The organism is Shewanella sp. VK101, assembly GCF_056497865.1.
On sequence record NZ_CM151402.1, the window covers coordinates 1,398,844 to 1,417,064 of the forward strand.

The window sequence follows — 18,221 nt, forward strand, 5'->3', positions numbered from 1 at the left end:
CCTTAGCTTATACCAATCTGCCTAAAGATGAAGTGACAATGCCTGGCAAGCAAGATCAAGATATTGCACTTTGATCCAATATTGTTAAATTGGAAATTGCCCTTTTGGCTGACAAGGACAACAACAAATGGAAACCCAGACTCCCGATTCTCTGCGTGCCGTCTACCTGACAGCGGAAGATTTGCGCCTGGCCGCATCAATTCTCTATAACGCCTATCACGATGATGCGTTTTTTCAGCAGACCTTGCCGGCCGCCAATGCCGTCGAATATGAACAAAAGCTCAGAGCCGCGATCCGTGAAGAGCTCAATGAGCTTTGGCAACAGGAGCAGCCTCTTATTGGGTTGTTCGACGCTGAGCGCTTGATTGGGGTTGCCTGCGTGGTGACCTCATCACTTCCCCAAGGGGAGGGACGCTATTGGCATTGGCGTTTGAAAATGCAGCTGGGGACAGGCTGGCAATCGACGCAGAAGTTGATGCAGAAGGAGAATTCAATTCTGGAGCACCTGCCGGCTACTGAATACGGCATTATACAGTTCATTGCAGTAGCTTTAACCGAGCAGCGCAAGGGTTATGGCAAGTTGCTCGTCCAGGCGGTATTGGGTTGGTGTGATGAGCAGCCGGAGCTGGAAGGGGTTGGAGTCTTTGTGACTGAGGATGGCCATTCTCATCTGTTCCGAGAGCAAGGCTTTGTACCCGTGGTTGAGCTCAATATAGGGCAGTTAACCGGAGAGTTGCTCTTTTACCACAGTCATACCGATGATGACGTCTACCAATAACAGGAGTTAAGAGTGGAGCAAAAGTACAAGAGTTTTGCTGAGTTTTATCCTTTCTATCTATCTCAGCATTCCGATCCCGTATGCCGAGGTTTGCATTATCTAGGTTCGACCTTGGTATTGCTTATTCTGTTATTCAGCCTGCTTAGTGGACAATTTGTATGGCTCTTGGCTCTGCCTGTGGTGGGTTATGGCTTTGCCTGGATTGGTCACTTTGGTTTTGAACACAATAAGCCGGCGACCTTTCAATACCCAGTCTACAGCTTGATGGCTGACTGGGTCATGTTGGCCCAATTTGTCAGTGGCAAACGTCGTTTCTGAGTGTTTTTGGTTATTTACCAGTACCAATGTAAGATATGTCTCACAAAGCTGTGCGACAAACATAAGACTTATTGGCTGTTCTTACTGGCGAATAATTAAATATTGTTAATAAACAAGTGATTAGCATTTCATTAGCGACTGCTGAATATTTGTCATTCCCAGCCTGTTCTAAAATTGACCATCTCAAAGAGGGGTCCTTGGGTACACTTAAGTCGTGGTCAGGGCAGGATGCTTTGACAGAGCTTCCAAGGAAAGGAGCTGAAATTACGAGCCTCAAGGAAGAGGGAGCTGCAAGGAAAGCAACGCCAAGGAGTTTAAGGCGGCAGCCAAGGAAGGGCAAGTGTCAGGATGACACGTTTTGGAAAGGCCTATGCAAGGACGAGCTGCAAGGAAGCCTGCTAAATGGATTTCAGTCATGGATGACAATCAAGACAGGAGGTCTTGAAACCATTCCAGGGAAGTTCAAGCCAAGGAAATGGCTCGCAGGGAAAGCAGTATCCATGATGGATACACAGGAGATTTTTCCGGTAATAAGGAAATTGCCGCGCCAGGAAAGGCAATTTGAGACAGGAAGGTCTGCTAAGGAAAGCGTTCAGGACGAAGTAGAGGACAGGCTCAGGGATGCCAGCCTTTGGGTTAAGGGAATACCCAACTCATTGACGACAGCTGCTAGTGGATGGGCAAACATGGAAGATGAGTGCCAGGAGGCCACAAGGAGGCTCAAGGGAATTGAGCAGACACCAGGATGGTTGTAAGCAGGGATGAAAAGATAGCTTGGAAGCTGTCGTAACTGAGACAAGGTGTCCACAGGAAGAAATTCATACGCATGGAAGGTGCAGGGAGCACAACTCAGCGGGATGGCTGACAGCAGTAAATAGGGCGCGTCTTAGGACGCGCCTTTTCTTTTGCTGTTTTTTCTTATAGGGCGTCATTAAAGCTAGGGTCATTCCGGTACTGATTTATAGGCGATGTGTCTTTAACTACACATCGTTTTCCATTAAAGCCGGGCATCGTGTGCGAGATGTCTCACAAGACTGTGAGACAAACAAGAGTTAAACAGCAGGTTTTGTCGTTAAAAAACAATTAAGCTTTTTAAAATTAATTGGTTATGCACTCCATTTCAATTGCTACAAAAAAGTTGCACGAGTTATTGAACGGTTTCTGTACAACCCTGGAGCCGGGATTGGATTAGTATTTAAATCATCCAAGGACAAGGATGATTCAGGGAACAAGGTCAGGAAGACCTAAACCGTGAGGAACACGGTCCAGGGATGACTCAAGGAAGATGCCTATCAGGATGATGGCAAACAGGGAAAGGTACTGACCCAAGGAATGTGGTCAGCGTCAGGAAGACGAAACAGGATGTATTGAACGGATGCGCAAGGACGATACTGGACACGCTTAAGGATAGAGCAAGGCCCGATCAAGGGATAATCGGGACTAAGGGAACAGGTACGCAAGTACAGGGACTCACCAGGATGGTACAGGGAGCGCAGGACGCACGGCAGACGCATGGATGGTGCAGGGAAGCAACTTAATAGCTGGAAGGCTTAACAGAGAAACAGATGGGCGCGGCTTAATTGTCGCGCCCTTTCTTATTTAAGGGATTTTTTATTTGGGGACTTAAATGGTTCTCAAACTTTGATGGCGTAAGAGTCTGCTGCCATTTTTCTGATTTTTTATCTGTGTAACCTAGCAAACTCTGCTGACTCTTCAACGACGGGGTCGGCTCAGTTTTCTGTCAGATGCAGCAAAATATCAGCGGCACTTACCCGAACTGCAACCTCCGCGGGAGCCACAACCGCCACCGACGCTGCCTCTGGCAGTTGGCGCTTCATGCCACTCGGGTTCGGGAAATATTGGCCATTCAATTTTCTGGATCTGTTTACCGTGCATCAGGATATGGCCGCGATACTGGTTGATGCCATCGGTACTGAACTCAAACATAAAGCGTGCATTCCAGCACAGGCCGTTCTTGCCGCCTATGCTGGGTCGGGCTGACTCCATGGCGATGGCAAGCATCTGCACCTTTTGCCGTTGGCATTCCCGCTCGGCAAATATCCGACTGAGTTCGGCCATTTGTCGCAACTGCCAGAAAAACGCAGCAATCATTACCAGCGCTGCGATCAGGAGAAAATCTGTCATCATTCTGTGGTCGCCCTGAACAGACCGCCGATGGCGCCGGATAGGCGGTCACTGCGGTGAGGATTGCGAAGTTCGCTCAATACCTGGGTACGTATCCCGGGTATGGCCACAATATCAGCAAAGATTTGATTAAAGAAGCTTTGCTCCTGCAAAGCCAGAGCCTCGAGATAAATTTTGCGGCACTCATCCTGTTTCAGGCTATACCAGCAACGAGCGGCAATGGCGATCAAGGCGTCAATATTCAGCGCCTGCTGACTATCCAGCTCTGTTATCGCCTGTTGGCAGAGTTCAGGGTGAGATGCCAAGGCGCGAAGGAAGTAAACCTTGTGCTCGGGGGCAGCGTCTTTGAATGCCTGGAAGAGCGTTTCGGCAAGCGGCTCTGGCAATAGTATATGTTCCAGTTGCTGGCAAAGGGCAATTTGCACCTCGGCGGCGCCTTTGCTCAACCCTTGTTGCAACAGGGCTGAGTGATCCAGTTCATTGACCCGGGCACAGATATCCGCCAGCCCTTGCAGTCCCAAATGTTGCCAGTTTTCGGCAGCCACCTTGCCGCTCAGGTATTGGCAGGCATATTCATACTGCACAGAAGCGGCTTGTCCCAGTTGTTTGCGCACCAAGGCGTTGAACAGGGCCAGTTTTTCCTGCGGCGGCTTGAAACTGAAGGGATGATTGGCCATCTGTTGCTGTTGGGCTTCGGTCAGTTCACGGGTCAGGTTTTCCCCCATGGCTTCAAGCAACATCTGAATAAACTGGCTGCGTGCAGCTGGGACCAGGAGTCCGCGCTCATCCAAAGGTAATTTCAGGAACCAGATATATTGCTGATTACTGCCATCCCAGAACACCAGGGCAAACTGGGCATGCCCTTGTATAGGGAAGGGATAGGGGCTTTGAAGGGCCTCTATCTGATGAAAAGCCATGGGATCTATGTGTTGCACCCGGCGGCCGAGATCATAGACCTGGTATTGGGTGTTGGCGGCGCTGAGAAGTTCGCTGAGGGTAGTGATACTGTCCATGCTCGTTTGACTCTTGTACAACAAATGCGGTGCATTATAGGGATAAGCTTGGCCCGATGGTATGATTGGCGCCAATTTATTGTTTTGGATCTGCGAGGTGACAGATGCCTTTTCTGGCGACTGAAAAACTCCTGTTGGCCATAGAGGCCGAGTTGAAAGCGCAGGGAATGTGGAGCGCAACCGAACCTGGCGCGGCAGCCATGGCCAGTCAGGCGCCCTTTGCCTGCGACAGCATGGCATTTGAAGCCTGGTTGCAGTTTATTTTGTTGCCCAAAATGCGCACGCTGATAGACGCCGAAATGCCGCTGCCATCAGCCATAGCAACTGCACCTATGGCCGAGCATGTCTGGGGCGAAGCGCCCACATACCGTAATTTGATCACTTTGTTGAGAACCTTGGATGAACTCCTTACCAAACAAGCAAGATGAGACCCAGATTCAAGCCGAGATTTCGGAGCAAGCTTTGACACCTGTGGATGAAGAGTGCCCCGAGATCCGTATCCTCTATGAAGATGAACACTTGGTTGCCATCCATAAACCGGCGGGATTACTGGTGCATAGAACCTATCTGGCGCGAAAAGAGCGTTTTTTCGCCATGCAGCTGACCCGTGATCTGGTGGGTTGCCATGTGTTTCCGGTGCACAGGTTGGATAGGCCGACCTCGGGTGTCTTGTTGTTCGCCAAGAGCAGTGAAATTGCCGCTATTTTATGTCAGCAGTTTGCCGGGCGCGAGACACGCAAAGAGTATCTGGCCCTGGTGCGCGGCAATATGCACCAAGCTGGTACACTGGACTATCCACTCAAAGAAGAGCTCGATGCCGTGGCCGATAAACATGCCGACCGCAACAAGGAAGCCCAGGACGCCATTACTCAATATGCGCCGCTACTCAATGCCGAGATCCCTTTCCCGTCAGGGCGTTACCCCAGCAGTCGTTTTGCCTTGATACGTCTCTCGCCGCAGACTGGGCGCAAGCATCAGCTCAGAAGGCATATGGCTCATCTGCGTCACCCCATCATAGGTGACACCACACACGGCGATGGCAAGCAAAACCGTTTCTTTCGCGAACACTTCGGCCTCAACCGTTTATGGTTGTTGGCTCAGAGCTTGAGTTTCACTCACCCAACGACAGGCGAACCCGTCACCATAGTGACAGAGCCGGAGGCCGAATGGCTGCAAGTGTTCGAAGGCCTGGGCTGGGATGAGTCCCAGCTTGAGTCAGACAGCGGTTTGCTGCTGGCTTAGGGAAGGTGCGAATAAGTCCTCGTGGCACTCTGGCTTGCACAGCAATTGGCGTTCAAGGCATCTGACTGAAGGCATGCCGGGGCCTGTCGAAGTCGGATAACGCAGAGAGCCAGTCGCAGTGAAAGCCCCGAAGGGCGTGGCTTACAGACCTGCCTGCTATGTTGTGCTTCTTGCAAAGGACTAGGGCCATTTGCTGCGAACCACGCCTTGCATCCAGGCCCGTAAGCCGACGCAGAGCACACATGGGACTTGTTCGCACCTTCCTTAGGTTTCGTCTTTATTGGTGCGCTGGTGCATCATGTCAAGTAAGGGACGATAGGCGTCGAGTGGATAGTGGGCGTGGTGTTGGTCTTGTTGAGCGGCTCTGAAGTAACACATACGGCGGACATGAGTTGCCCTTTGGTGTTGCTTCTGAAGTTTCTGCCTGCTGCTCTGTCGCATCGCTGCGTTTCCTTATCGCCAGTGGCGTGTCGGCTTGGTGTCTGTTGATGCTTGTGCTTGCAGCACAAGCAGACGATACAGTATGGTGGAGAACAATGAATATTGGCTCCGAGGTGCAGAGTATAACATGAAAAAAGTGAACCTGGTGTTTGGAACTGTCTATGGTAACGCCCAGTTTGTTGCCGAGACACTCCTGAAGCAGCTCCAGACTCATGGTGTGGATGCCAAACTTTGGCAAAGTCATGAGCTTAAAGGATATGTACCGACTGCCGATGAGTATCTGTTGCTGGTCTCTTCCACTACCGGCCAAGGGGATCTTCCGGATGATATTTTGCCCTGGTTTTTGGAACTGAAAGACACGGCCCCTTACTTACCAGACCTTAGATACGGGGTTATTGCCCTGGGAGACTCGAGTTATGAGACTTTCTGCGGCGCAGGTAAACAATTGGATGAACTGTTTGCGGAGCTTGGTGCCAAACGTGTCGGTGAGCGTTTGGAGATTGATGCCTGCGAAACCATGGAACCCGAGGTCGAGGCTCAAGCATGGCTCAACAACTGGCTACCCCTGCTGAAAACAGAACCGGGCGCCTGAAAGGCTTTTCACAACATTGGTTTAAGTTTGCCCAGCGCCTGAGTCAGGCGCTGCTTGTCCCCATAGCTATCCTGCCTGCTGCCGGGGTGATGAAAGGCCTGGCCAGTACGCCGACAGGTATTTTGTCTCCTTCTCTCAATGAGCTGTTTGCCACCACAGGCAATCTCATCTTCACTATGATGCCGCTGCTGTTTGCCATCGCCATTGCCATAGGCTTTTGTCGCGATCAGGGGATTGCTGCCTTCAGTGCGGCGTTCGGCTTTGGGGTATTCAGTTCCACCTTATCGCTGCTGGCTTCGCAAAACCCCGTGCACACCTCAGTCTGGCTCGGAGTGGAAACCATAGATACAGGTATTGCCGGTGGTATGCTGCTCGGGGTGATGACCTGCCTGGCGATGGCCATGAGTCGTCACTTGCGTTTGCCGGCTATCTTTTCCTTCTTTGAGGGGCGCCGCAGCGCGCCATTGCTGATGTTGCCGTTGGCTGTGTTGCTGGCCTATTTGCTGGCGCTTATCTGGCCACCTTTGGCTCACTATATTGAGGTGTTCTCCAACTGGGCTGTGTATCAAAAGCCGCAGCTGGCCTTTGCCATCTATGGCACAGTGGAGCGCCTCTTGTTGCCACTTGGGCTGCACCATATCTGGAATGCGCCTTTCTACCTGGAGCTTGGGCAGTATTATCAGGATGGTGAATGGCTCAGAGGCGAAGTGGCACGCTACCTCGCCGGCGATCCCCAGGCCGGCAATCTGGCCGGTGGCTATCTCATCAAGATGTGGGGCCTGCCGGCGGCGGCCCTGGCGATTTGGCGCTGTGCCGACAAGAGTGAACGCAATCGGGTGGCCGGCATCATGCTGTCGGCGGCGGCAACCAGTTGGCTTACCGGGGTGACTGAGCCGATTGAGTTTGCCTTCCTGTTTGTGGCGCCTTTGCTGTATCTGGTGCACGCACTGCTGACCGGGCTGGCTTATGCTGTCTGTATCTGGCTCGACATTCACTATGGATTGGTGTTTTCCAATGGTTTGCTGGATTTTGCCCTTCTGTGGCATCAATCTGCCAACGCCGGTTGGTTTCTTATCCTGGGCCCCTTGACCGCAGTCATCTATTATCTGATTTTCCGCGCTTCCATCATGGCATTCAATCTCAAGACGCCGGGGCGGCTGGAGCCGGAAAATGCCTCGGGCGGCAATCTGCTGGCCATGATAGGCGCGCTCGGCGGCGCTGCCAATATCCGCAATCTCAGCGCCTGTATGACCCGCTTGCGCCTGAGTGTCGAACGCCCAGAGCTGGTGGACAAGTCCCGCCTGTTGGGATTGGGAGCCAAGGGCGTGATAGTGGTAGGGCAGGGCGTCCAGGTGGTGTTTGGCACCAAGGCCGAGACCTTGAGAGGGCTTTTGCAAAAGTATCTGGACAGTCGCCAGGCAAGCCGGAGATAACGGGCTGCTTTTGATGAATAAATTTTAAGCGCGCCAGCGGCGAGACTGTGGCATATTCAAACTTTGATGCAGCGACAGGAGCCGATATGCCACGCAAAATACTGATGATTGATTGTGCCGATGAATATGGGCTTATCGCCAGAGTCACTGGGGTATGCTTTCAGCACAGACTGAACATCATCAAGAACAACGAGTTTGTCGATAATCAGCAGGGGCGCTTTTTCATGCGTACCGAACTTGAAGGCGAGTTCGATGAAACTAAGCTGCTAAAGGAGTTGGCCGAGGTCCTGCCTAAACAAAACCATATGAAACTGGTGGATGCCGGACGCAAGCGCATAGTGGTGCTGGCGACCAAGGAGGCCCATTGCCTCGGGGATCTCTTGATGAAAACCTACTATGGTGCTCTCGATGTGGAGATAGCCGCCATAGTGGCCAACTACGACACCCTGGCACCGCTGGCGGCCAAGTTTGAGGTGCCTTTTCATCACGTCTGTCATCAGGGTGTGGATCGCAGCGCCCACGAGCGCGCCATGTTGGAGATTATCGCCGACTACCAGCCTGAGTACCTGGTACTGGCCAAATATATGCGGGTACTCACCCCAGAGTTTGTCGAGCAGTATCCCAATAAGATCATCAATATTCATCACTCCTTCCTGCCGGCCTTTATCGGTGCCAATCCCTATCGTCAGGCGTGGGAGCGCGGGGTGAAAATTATTGGTGCCACGGCGCACTTTGTGAATAACTGTTTGGATGAGGGACCTATCATCAAGCAGGATGTGATCCCTGTGGATCACAGTTACAGCGCGGCAGATATGGCCAAAGCCGGCCGAGATGTGGAAAAAAGTGTTCTCAGCCGGGCTCTGGCGCTGGTACTCAATGAACAGGTCGTGGTGTACGGCAACAAGACCTTGGTGTTTTAACCCGAGTGTTTTGGGCTCAGTAGGTTCAGCGGAAACTCACGTAGAGTTTTTCCTCCTCTGGGATCATGGCCATATCGGAAATGGTCACTTTGCCGGGCAGGAAGCGGCCAATCTTTTTGGCGGTGCGATCGGCGCCGTGACTCATGGCAAACTGATGCAGTGACTCACCATTGCACACCAGACGGGGGAACACTCGCTGTTCATTGATCCGGTACTCACGCAGGGTGTTGGAAAACGCTATCATGCTGTTGCTGGCACTGGACTTACAGACCTGGATCAACGCCGGCTCAATATAAGGATCCATTGCCGCCTGGGCACTGAGAGAGCCGAAGCTCAGGCCGGCGACAGCCAGTAATACGGCGCCGGTGCGGGTACGTTGGCAAAGGTTCATGGCTTGCTCCTTTTGGGGATGCTTCAAGTACCATTTAAGTACAGTCGCAGCAGGGGCATTTGCCAGCGATTGAATAGAGGCTTTCTGTCAGCAGTTGTTGCTGCTTGGGCAAGGCGTGTCCCAAGGTGTGGAAGTTTGTCTCTTGGTAAGTAAATGTGTCTGCCCGCGCCCTTATGGGCAGAGCAGACAGACACATAGATGGGGTTGCTGACCTGCTAAAGCGCTTATTGCTCTAGGTCAGCTCCCGAGGGCAAGGGTCAGTCGACCATCCGCAGCAGTTCGTTGATACCCACTTTACCGCGGGTCTTCTCGTCTACCTTTTTGACTATGATGGCGGCGTAAAGATTGTACTTGCCGCAGCTGGAGGGCAGGGTGCCTGACACCACTACAGAACCTGCTGGAACCCGGCCATAGTGAATTTCACCGGTTTCGCGGTCATAGATGCGGGTGCTCTGGCCGATATAGACTCCCATGGAGATCACTGAGCCTTCCTCGACCACTACCCCTTCAACGATTTCAGAGCGGGCACCGATAAAGCAGTTGTCTTCAATAATGGTCGGGCCGGCCTGCAGCGGCTCGAGCACGCCACCGATACCGACACCGCCGGAGAGATGCACGTTTTTACCAATTTGCGCACAGGAGCCAACCGTGGCCCAGGTGTCGACCATGGTGCCTTCATCTACATAGGCGCCCAGGTTAACGTAAGAGGGCATAAGCACAGTGTTTTTACCGATGAAAGAGCCTTTGCGCACCGCAGCGGGTGGCACAACACGTATGGCTTCGGCGCGAAAACGCGCTTCATCATAGTCGGCAAACTTCTGTGGTACCTTGTCGAAATACTTGGTTTCGGCCCCATCGATTACGCCATTGTCGAAGATACGGAAAGACAGCAAAACGGCTTTCTTGAGCCATTGGTGCACATGCCATTGACCGTCCAGTTTCTCGGCCACTCTGGCCTCGCCTCTGTCCAGCATGTCAATCACTCGTTCCACATCGGCGCGCAGCTCGGCGTCAACTGTGGTTGGGCTTATCTGTGCGCGAGCTTCAAAAGCCGCCTCAATACGTTGGCGTAAAGCCTCCATTGGTTTCTCCCGTTTACTTAGGTTGTTGGGGTCCCGAATTGGGACAGGGCACTGATCAGTGACTCTTTCAGCCTTTGTTGCTGGGCTTCATCCAGTGCCAGTCCCTGATTGGTTTGTAGAATAAAAAAGTCCTCGGCGCGCTCGCCTATCGTGGTGATCTTGGCCGCCAGCAGGGTGACATCACAGCGATAGAAGGTTTCACCTATCTTGGCCAGCAGGCCCGGGCTATCCAAGGCTATCAGTTCCATCATACTTGTACCATGGCGGCGGGTCGGCAGGAAACTGACCTGAGTCGGAACTTTAAAAGGTTTCATCTTGCGCGACAACTTGCGAAAGCGCGGGATCTTGGGTTGCTCGCCGCTAAGCGCTTTGCCAAGGGTCTTGCGTATGCTTTGTATCCGCGACAGCTGACTGACCGCCTTGCCGTCCTGTTCGAGGATCACAAAGGTATCCAGGGCGTAGTTGTCCTTGGATGTCATGATGTTGGCATCATGAACATTGATATTCTTGTTGTCCAGCACCGCCATCACAGTGGCAAACAGCTTGGGTTTGTCCTGGCAATAGACAAACAGCTCGGTACCGCCACGGGTGGTGTGTTTGGATACCATCACCAGCGGCTCATCCTGCTTGTGCTTGAGTATCGCCTCGGCGTGCCAGGCGATTTGATTGGGTTGATGACGCAAAAAGTAATCGGCCTTGAATCTCTGCCACAGCTGATCCAGCGCCTTTTCCTTGAAGCCGCGCCGCAGCAACTCTTTCTTGGCCTTGGCCTGATGCTCCCGCACCCGGGCGCGAATATCCACCGGCTTTTCTTTGCCGCGGGCGAGTACCCTCTGGGTGGCAAAATAGAGATCCCTGAGCAGGGAGCCCTTCCAGTTGTTCCAGGTTTTTTCATTGGTGGCACAGATATCGGCCACTGTCAGGCAGTAGAGGTAACTCAGGTGCACCGCATCGCGAACCTTGTCGGCGAAATCGGCGACTACTTCGGGATCGGAAATATCCCGGCGCTGGGCAACAATCGACATCAACAGATGATTCTCCACCAACCAGCTGACCAAGCGGCCGTCGTGGTCGTTGAGGCCATGCAGTTTGCAAAACTCCTGCGCATCCACGGCGCCGAGTTTACTGTGATCGCCGCCGCGACCCTTGGCGATGTCGTGGAAAATGGCCGCCAAGACCAGAAGCCCTTTTTTCGGCAACTGATTGATCAGTACAGAGCCGAGTGGGAACTCCTCTTTCTGCTCTGCCTGGGCAAATTTGTCGATATTGAGCAGTAGCCTGTGGGTGTGTTCATCTACAGTGTAGGCATGGAAGAGGTCAAACTGCATCTGGCCCTCAATGGCGCGCCAGGCAGGCAAATAAGCCGACATCACCCCATGTTTGTGCATCAGCGACAGGGCGGCAATGCCACGAGGGTGGCGGAGGATTTCCATAAATACCCCGCGGCAGCCTTCCCAGGCCATCAGAGGTTGCGGCTGGGCGCGTCTGGCCCTTCTAAGTGCCCTCAGAGTCGGGGCATAAATTCCCTGAATGTTGGAATTTCGGGCCACATGCAAAAACAGCCTGACGATCTCTTCCGGATCGTCAAACAGTGCCAAGTCCAGCGCCTCGATAAAGCGGCCGCGACGCTGATAGTGTTCATCTATAGGCTGGATTTCCAGCGCCTGGGTGTGCCCCAGGGTGGCACGCTTGAACAGTTGCAGCAGCATCTCGTTGAGCTCCATCACCCGCCGTACTGTGCGGTAATAGCGCTTCATCATCTGCTCGACCGCCAGTTGGGTGGCATCTTCGTAGCCCATCAAGCCGGCGACCTGACGCTGCAAGTCAAACAGCAAACGGTTTTCGTCACGGCCCGATGCCAGGTGCAGGGCAAATCTCAGCTCCCAAAGGAAGTGCTGACATTCCAGCAGCTCTTCGAGTTCGGCCTGCTCCAGAAAACCGTGCCCGACCAACTCTTCGAGTTTGGCGGCATCGAAGTGGCGCATGGCGACCCAGGCTATGGTTTGAATATCCCTGAGGCCGCCGGGGCAGGTCTTGATATTGGGCTCGAGATCGAAGGCATTGGCCCTGGCGTGGCGGGCGCGCTGTTCATCGCGCTTGGCGCTGAAAAACTCGTTCGATGGCCAGAATTGGTGCTCGCGAATCGCGTCGTAGAGAGTATCAAACAGGATTTCCGGGCCGGTAAGCAGCCTGGCTTCCAATAGATTGGTGGCTATGGTGATGTCCTGGCGACCCTGCTGCAGGGTTTCGCCCAGGGTTCTGACACTGTGGCCGATTTCAAGACCTGCGTCCCAGAGAAAGGCGATATAGGCGCTGAGTCTGCTCTCGGCTGCCGGGTCCAGGTTGTCATCCACCAGAAACAGCAGATCTATGTCTGAATAGGGGTGCAGCTCGCCGCGGCCATAGCCGCCAACGGCGATAAGGGCGATGGGATAATCATTCAGCCCCTGTGCTTGCCATTGTTCAATCAGCTGCTTATCGACAAAGCGACAGCGGCTGGTAACCAGTTCGACTATCTTTTCTCGCGAGGTAAACCTGTCAAACAGGGCTTGATTCTGCTCACAAAGTGCCGTTTTGGCTGCCAGCGCTGTGCTCATTCTATTCCTTGGGTGACGCCTTATTTGGCGTGATTGATGATCCTCGGGAAATCTTCCTCGGCGCGCAGCGTCAGAACTTCTACGCCGGTCTGGGTGATCAACAGAGTATGTTCCCACTGAGCTGAATTTTTACCATCTGAGGTGGTGACAGTCCAGCCGTCATCCTTGTTCAGTACAGAAGTGTGGCGACCGGCGTTGATCATCGGCTCAATGGTAAAGCACATGCCTGGACGCAGTATGGTCTTGTCGTTGTTTTTGTAGTGCACTACCTGTGGCTCTTCGTGGAAACCGGCGCCGATACCGTGACCGCAGTAATCCTGCACTATCGAATATTTGTCCAGGCCTGACTTGCTGGCCTTGATAAACTTCTCGACCGTGGTGCCAATTTCACCCAACTGCATGCCGGGGCGAACTTTACGAATGGCGGCGTAGAGGCTTTCCTGAGCGATACGGCACAGGCGGCGATCTTTTGGGCTGACATCGCCAATTAGGAACATTTTGGAAGTGTCGCCGTGATAGCCATCCTTGATGACAGTGATGTCGATATTGAGAATATCGCCGTCCTTGAGCACGCGATCGCTGGGAATACCGTGGCAGATCACCTCATTGATAGAGGTACAGATGGACTTGGGAAAACCATGGTAGTTGAGCGGCGCAGAGATGGCGCCTTGTTCTTCCGTGTACTTGGCGCAGATATCGTTGAGCTCGTTGGTGCTGACCCCTGCCTTGACGTGCGGGGCTATCATTTCCAGTACACTGGCGGCCAACTTACCGGCGGCACGCATTTTCTCAATTTCGTCTGCTGTCTTGATGACTATACTCATGGGGGTTTTCTCTTAATAACCTATGTCTTGGCCAAGGCCAATCCAACTTGTTTGTGAAACGGTAAAATAACGCTCCTGGCGCGGCTTTGAACTGAGTTTAAGGCCGACATATGAGCGGTAAAAAATTTGTGTTTGCCGGCGATTTATGGTATAAAGCGCGCCGTTATGTTTGACTCTAAGTGACTTTGAGCTGACGACTCTACGAGTTCGAATTGACTTCAAGTCGGGCTGCCTTCGGTGGGGGATCCCATTTCGTTGGCAGGTCAGAGTAAAGATGGCGGCCATTATACATGGCATTTAACTCAAATACTAAATCACACACGTATCGACACATTCTTCGGGGTGCCCGCGGCTTGGCCAAAGGGTCGAAGACATGGGATGCGTGGAGGTCTAACCCCTTAAATTAAGGTATAGAAAATGACTACAGTTTCAATGCGCGATATGCTCCAGGCCGGTGTACACTTCGGTCACCAAACCCGTTACTGGAACCCTAAGATGAAGCCTTTCATCTTCGGCGCCCGCAACGGTGTACACATCATCAACCTCGAGCACACTGTGCCAATGTTCAATGAAGCTCTGGCTTTCATCAGCAACATTGCTTCCAAGAAAGGTAAAATCCTGTTCGTAGGCACCAAGCGCGCTGCCAGTGAAGCCATCAAAGAAGCTGCCGTATCTTGCGAGCAGTTCTACGTGGACAAGCGCTGGCTCGGCGGTATGCTGACCAACTGGAAAACCGTTCGTCAGTCAATCAAGCGCCTGAAAGATCTGGAAACCCAGTCTGTTGACGGTACTTTCGACAAGCTGACCAAGAAAGAAGCGCTGATGCGTACCCGTGAGCTGGAAAAGCTTGAGAAGTCTCTGGGTGGTATCAAGAACATGGGCGGTCTGCCAGACGCCATTTTCGTTATCGGTGCCGACCATGAACACATCGCTATCAAAGAAGCCAACAACCTGGGTATCCCAGTTGTTGCCGTAGTAGATACCAACTCTGCTCCAGATGGCGTTGACTACATCATTCCTGGTAACGACGACGCTATGCGTGCAATCCGTTTGTATGCTGAGTCTGTAGCTGCTGCTGCCAAAGCTGGCCGTGGTCAGGACCTGGCTGTTCAAGCTGAAGAAGACGGTTTCATCGAAGCTGAATAATAAGGTGCGATGCTAGTACATCACCCTTATTAACCAAGAGATATGATTGGTTAACAGGGGCCATATGGCCCCTGTTTTATACCTGATTATCAACAGGTTAAATTTGTCGAATTATCAATTGAGGATTTAACAATGGCAATTACTGCTGCCCTGGTTAAAGAACTGCGCGACCGTACTGGCGCAGGCATGATGGATTGTAAAAAAGCCCTGACCGAAACTAACGGTGATATCGAAGCTGCAATCGATAACATGCGTAAGAGCGGCGCGGCTAAAGCGGCCAAGAAAGCCGGTAACATCGCTGCCGAAGGTACTATCCTGATCAAAAACGGTGCTGGTTACACTGCTCTGGTTGAAGTTAACTGCCAGACTGACTTCGTAGCAAAAGACTCCAACTTCCTGGCTTTCGCCAACGAAGTTCTGGAAGCTGCCGCTGCTGCCAAAGTGACTGTTGAAGATCTGAAAGCTCAGTTCGAAGAAGCGCGTGTTGCCCTGGTTGCCAAAATCGGTGAAAACATCAATGTTCGTCGCGTTGAGTACATCGACGGTGACAAGATGGCTTTCTACCGTCACGGCGATCGCATCGGTGTAGTTGTTACCGGTGAAGCCGATGAAGAAACGCTGAAGCACATTGCAATGCACGTTGCTGCCTCCAAGCCTGAGTACGTTAACCCAGAAGACGTTCCAGCCGAAGTGGTTGAGAAAGAGCGTTCCGTTCAAGTTGAAATCGCTATGAACGAAGGCAAGCCTCAGGAAATCGCTGAGAAGATGGTTGCCGGCCGCATGAAGAAGTTCACCGGTGAGGTTTCTCTGACTGGTCAGCCATTCATCATGGAGCCAAAGAAAACTGTTGGTGAAGTTCTGAAAGAGAAAGGCGCCACTGTGACTAACTTCATCCGCCTGGAAGTGGGTGAAGGTATCGAGAAGAAAGAAGAAGATTTCGCTTCTGAAGTAGCTGCCCAAATCGCTGCTTCCAAGAAGGCTTAATCGCCAATTCTTAACCCTCCCAAGACCGCAGCAGCCGCTGCGGTCTTGTTATGACCAGGACAGAAAAAGATGAGCACCAACCCAAAACCTGCATTTCGACGTATTCTGCTGAAACTGAGTGGCGAAGCCCTGATGGGCGAAGAAGGCTTCGGTATCGATCCCAAGGTACTGGATCGTATGGCCCAGGAGATTAAAGAGCTGGTTGAGCTCGGCATTCAGGTTGGCGTGGTCATCGGTGGCGGAAACCTGTTCCGTGGTGAAGGACTGGCCAAGGCTGGTATGAACCGCGTGGTGGGCGATCACATGGGTATGCTGGCGACAGTGATGAATGGTCTGGCGATGCGTGATGCGCTGCACCGTGCCTATGTTAATGCCCGTCTGATGTCTGCTATTCCGCTCAATGGTGTGTGCGATAGATACAACTGGGCTGAGGCTATCAGCCTGCTCAAGTCCGGACGTGTGGTGATTTTTGCTGCCGGTACCGGTAACCCATTCTGTACTACAGACTCTGCTGCTTGCCTGAGAGGGATTGAAATTGAAGCAGAAGTCGTGCTAAAAGGCACTAAAGTTGACGGCGTATATTCGGATGATCCTATGAAGAACCCCGAAGCCGTCAAATACGATGAACTGAGTTACACTGAAGTTCTGGATAAAGAATTGAAAGTCATGGATCTGGCCGCCTTCACCATGGCCCGTGACCACGACATGCCTATATTGGTCTTCAATATGAATAAGCCAGGCGCACTGCGCCGGGTGATCATGGGTGAAGAAGCCGAAGGCACGCTGATCAAAACGAAATAACCGACTGATTGCAAAAAGGACATTTAACGTGATTGATGCGATTAAAGAAGATGCACAGGTTCGTATGGACAAGTGTGTAGATGCCACCAAGGCGCAAATGGCCAAAGTGCGTACCGGCCGTGCTCACCCTGCATTGCTGGACTCTATCCAGGTGTCTTACTACGGCACCATGACCCCGCTCAAGCAGGTGGGTAATATCTCTGTTGAAGACAGCCGCACTCTGGCGGTTAACGTATTCGACCGTAGCATGATCCAGGCCGTAGAGAAGGCGATCATGAGCTCAGATCTGGGCCTGAACCCTATGTCTGCCGGTGCCACTATCCGTATCCCTCTGCCGGCTCTGACCGAAGAGCGTCGTCGTGATCTGGTTAAAGTGGTTCGCGCCGAAGCCGAAAACGGCCGCGTGGCTGTGCGTAACGTTCGTCGTGATGCCAACTCTGCGGTGAAGAACCTGGAGAAGGAAAAAGAGTGTACCGAGGACGATGTACGCCGTAGCGAAGAGGAAGTGCAGAAGATAACTGACGCACATATCAAGAAGATAGACGAGCTGTTGGCCGCAAAAGAAGCGGAATTGATGGAAGTCTGATATTGACTCGCTAAACTAGAGTTGATGCGCCGTGTAGGGGTATACTACGCGGCGTTTGTCTATTTATAAGGGTTGTTTATTCAGATGTCATCCAATATGGAAGCCGATCCTACGACTCCAACCAGCACCGGCGACTGCCTGACCTCTGAGTGCTTACCGGAGCAGCTTTCAGAGCTGGTAAAGCAGTCTATCCCGCAGCATGTGGCTATCATTATGGATGGTAACGGCCGTTGGGCTCAGGCCCAGGGTAAACCCAGAGTCATAGGCCATAAGGCCGGTGTCAAGGCTGTGCGCCGCGCCGTGAGTACCGCCAGGCAACTCGGGGTACGTTCACTGACCCTGTTTGCGTTTTCCAGTGAAAACTGGCGTCGTCCGGATCAGGAAGTCAGCCTGTTGATGGAACTGTTTTTTACCGTGCTGCGCCGGGAAATTAAACTGCTGCACCAAAACGGTGTCCGGCTGAACATCATAGGTGATACCAGCCGCTTCTCCGAGAGGCTGCAAAAGCAGATCCGCGCAGCCGAAGAGAAAACCGCCGCCAATTCAGAGCTTATCCTCAATGTTGCCGCCAACTACGGTGGCCGCTGGGACATAATGCAAGCTGCTCGTAAACTGGCCGAAAAAGTAGAATCCGGTGAAATGACCAGCAGTCAGTTCAGCGAAGAGGCCTTGGCAGAACATTTGTGCATGCAAAATCAACATGAAGTTGATTTAATGATCCGTACGGGCGGGGATTACCGCATCAGTAATTTTATTCTCTGGCAGGCGGCTTATGCCGAGTTGGTCTTTACCGACACCCTTTGGCCGGATTTTGATGAGCAGGCGTTTCGCCAGGCAGTGGCGACTTTTGCCAGCCGCCAGCGTCGTTTTGGTCTGACCGGAAGTCAGATAGAAGAAATACGCAGCGTATAACATCTTACGAGGGACA

Annotated in this window: 20 protein-coding genes; 13 read left to right on the top strand and 7 right to left on the bottom strand. The window is 52.5% G+C overall.

Annotated elements, in window-relative coordinates:
* Positions 1-127: 127 nt before the first annotated feature.
* The 3 genes from ACSHSR_RS06280 (at position 128) to ACSHSR_RS06290 (ending at position 1,851) form a co-directional block, all read left to right on the top strand.
* On the top strand, positions 128-778 hold the full coding sequence (locus ACSHSR_RS06280) for a GNAT family N-acetyltransferase (RefSeq protein ID WP_115390077.1): 651 nt from the start codon (positions 128-130) through the stop codon (positions 776-778).
* Between the two features lie 12 nt (positions 779-790).
* Complete coding sequence (locus ACSHSR_RS06285) at positions 791-1,096, top strand: Mpo1-like protein (protein WP_025887243.1); 306 nt, start codon at positions 791-793, stop codon at positions 1,094-1,096.
* Positions 1,097-1,293: 197 nt separating this feature from the next.
* Positions 1,294-1,851: a hypothetical protein gene (locus tag ACSHSR_RS06290; protein WP_208184948.1), complete on the top strand. Its 558-nt coding sequence runs from the start codon at positions 1,294-1,296 to the stop codon at positions 1,849-1,851.
* 1,003 nt (positions 1,852-2,854) lie between these two features.
* Here ACSHSR_RS06290 and ACSHSR_RS06295 read toward each other — a convergent pair.
* Together ACSHSR_RS06295 and ACSHSR_RS06300 are read right to left on the bottom strand one after the other, a co-directional pair.
* Positions 2,855-3,244, bottom strand: coding sequence for a DUF3301 domain-containing protein (locus ACSHSR_RS06295; protein ID WP_025010973.1), 390 nt, complete (start codon positions 3,242-3,244; stop codon positions 2,855-2,857).
* Positions 3,241-4,254, bottom strand: a complete 1,014-nt coding sequence (locus tag ACSHSR_RS06300) for a DUF3549 family protein (RefSeq protein WP_071238233.1) — start codon at positions 4,252-4,254, stop codon at positions 3,241-3,243. Before ACSHSR_RS06300 ends, ACSHSR_RS06295 begins: the two co-directional genes overlap by 4 nt.
* A gap of 104 nt (positions 4,255-4,358) precedes the next feature.
* Between ACSHSR_RS06300 and ACSHSR_RS06305 the strand changes: the two genes are divergently transcribed.
* Positions 4,359-4,682 (top strand): YqcC family protein, encoded by a 324-nt coding sequence (locus ACSHSR_RS06305; RefSeq protein WP_028779843.1) that lies wholly within the window; start codon positions 4,359-4,361, stop codon positions 4,680-4,682.
* A complete protein-coding gene (gene truC, locus ACSHSR_RS06310; protein ID WP_144132626.1) occupies positions 4,654-5,496 on the top strand; it encodes a tRNA pseudouridine(65) synthase TruC in 843 nt (280 codons plus the stop codon). The genes ACSHSR_RS06305 and truC overlap by 29 nt, the downstream gene beginning before the upstream one ends.
* A gap of 264 nt (positions 5,497-5,760) precedes the next feature.
* On the opposite strand, the gene ACSHSR_RS06315 is transcribed toward truC, so the two are convergent.
* A complete protein-coding gene (locus ACSHSR_RS06315; protein WP_099049524.1) occupies positions 5,761-5,937 on the bottom strand; it encodes a hypothetical protein in 177 nt (58 codons plus the stop codon).
* 127 nt (positions 5,938-6,064) lie between these two features.
* On the opposite strand from ACSHSR_RS06315, the gene ACSHSR_RS06320 reads away from it, so the two are divergent.
* The 3 genes from ACSHSR_RS06320 (at position 6,065) to purU (ending at position 8,882) form a co-directional block, all read left to right on the top strand.
* Positions 6,065-6,529, top strand: a complete 465-nt coding sequence (locus ACSHSR_RS06320) for a flavodoxin (RefSeq protein ID WP_028779863.1) — start codon at positions 6,065-6,067, stop codon at positions 6,527-6,529.
* Positions 6,481-7,962, top strand: a complete 1,482-nt coding sequence (locus ACSHSR_RS06325) for a PTS transporter subunit EIIC (RefSeq protein WP_107352776.1) — start codon at positions 6,481-6,483, stop codon at positions 7,960-7,962. The genes ACSHSR_RS06320 and ACSHSR_RS06325 overlap by 49 nt, the downstream gene beginning before the upstream one ends.
* A gap of 86 nt (positions 7,963-8,048) precedes the next feature.
* Positions 8,049-8,882: a formyltetrahydrofolate deformylase gene (purU, locus tag ACSHSR_RS06330; RefSeq protein ID WP_096142634.1), complete on the top strand. Its 834-nt coding sequence runs from the start codon at positions 8,049-8,051 to the stop codon at positions 8,880-8,882.
* A 25-nt stretch (positions 8,883-8,907) separates the two neighbouring features.
* Here the strand turns inward: purU and ACSHSR_RS06335 are convergent, their stop codons facing one another.
* The 4 genes from ACSHSR_RS06335 to map form a co-directional block, all read right to left on the bottom strand.
* Entirely contained in the window at positions 8,908-9,273 is a 366-nt protein-coding gene (locus tag ACSHSR_RS06335; protein ID WP_115390080.1) for a DUF3718 domain-containing protein, read from the bottom strand.
* 257 nt (positions 9,274-9,530) lie between these two features.
* On the bottom strand, positions 9,531-10,355 hold the full coding sequence (dapD, locus tag ACSHSR_RS06340; protein WP_028779848.1) for a 2,3,4,5-tetrahydropyridine-2,6-dicarboxylate N-succinyltransferase: 825 nt from the start codon (positions 10,353-10,355) through the stop codon (positions 9,531-9,533).
* Positions 10,356-10,372: 17 nt separating this feature from the next.
* On the bottom strand, positions 10,373-12,952 hold the full coding sequence (gene glnD, locus ACSHSR_RS06345; protein WP_045283558.1) for a bifunctional uridylyltransferase/uridylyl-removing protein GlnD: 2,580 nt from the start codon (positions 12,950-12,952) through the stop codon (positions 10,373-10,375).
* A 20-nt stretch (positions 12,953-12,972) separates the two neighbouring features.
* Positions 12,973-13,776 (bottom strand): type I methionyl aminopeptidase, encoded by an 804-nt coding sequence (gene map / locus ACSHSR_RS06350; RefSeq protein WP_028779850.1) that lies wholly within the window; start codon positions 13,774-13,776, stop codon positions 12,973-12,975.
* Between the two features lie 417 nt (positions 13,777-14,193).
* Here map and rpsB point away from each other — a divergent pair, with 417 nt between their 5' ends.
* The 5 genes from rpsB to uppS all read left to right on the top strand — a co-directional run bounded on the left by rpsB (position 14,194) and on the right by uppS (position 18,205).
* Entirely contained in the window at positions 14,194-14,922 is a 729-nt protein-coding gene (rpsB, locus tag ACSHSR_RS06355; RefSeq protein WP_025010979.1) for a 30S ribosomal protein S2, read from the top strand.
* A 132-nt stretch (positions 14,923-15,054) separates the two neighbouring features.
* The gene (gene tsf / locus ACSHSR_RS06360) at positions 15,055-15,906 is read left to right on the top strand and encodes a translation elongation factor Ts (protein WP_044734899.1); all 852 of its coding nucleotides are present in this window, start codon (positions 15,055-15,057) and stop codon (positions 15,904-15,906) included.
* Between the two features lie 69 nt (positions 15,907-15,975).
* Positions 15,976-16,707 (top strand): UMP kinase, encoded by a 732-nt coding sequence (pyrH, locus tag ACSHSR_RS06365; protein ID WP_025010980.1) that lies wholly within the window; start codon positions 15,976-15,978, stop codon positions 16,705-16,707.
* Positions 16,708-16,735: 28 nt separating this feature from the next.
* On the top strand, positions 16,736-17,293 hold the full coding sequence (gene frr / locus ACSHSR_RS06370) for a ribosome recycling factor (protein ID WP_025010981.1): 558 nt from the start codon (positions 16,736-16,738) through the stop codon (positions 17,291-17,293).
* Between the two features lie 84 nt (positions 17,294-17,377).
* Positions 17,378-18,205 (top strand): polyprenyl diphosphate synthase, encoded by an 828-nt coding sequence (gene uppS, locus ACSHSR_RS06375; protein ID WP_028779852.1) that lies wholly within the window; start codon positions 17,378-17,380, stop codon positions 18,203-18,205.
* Positions 18,206-18,221 lie beyond the last annotated feature (16 nt).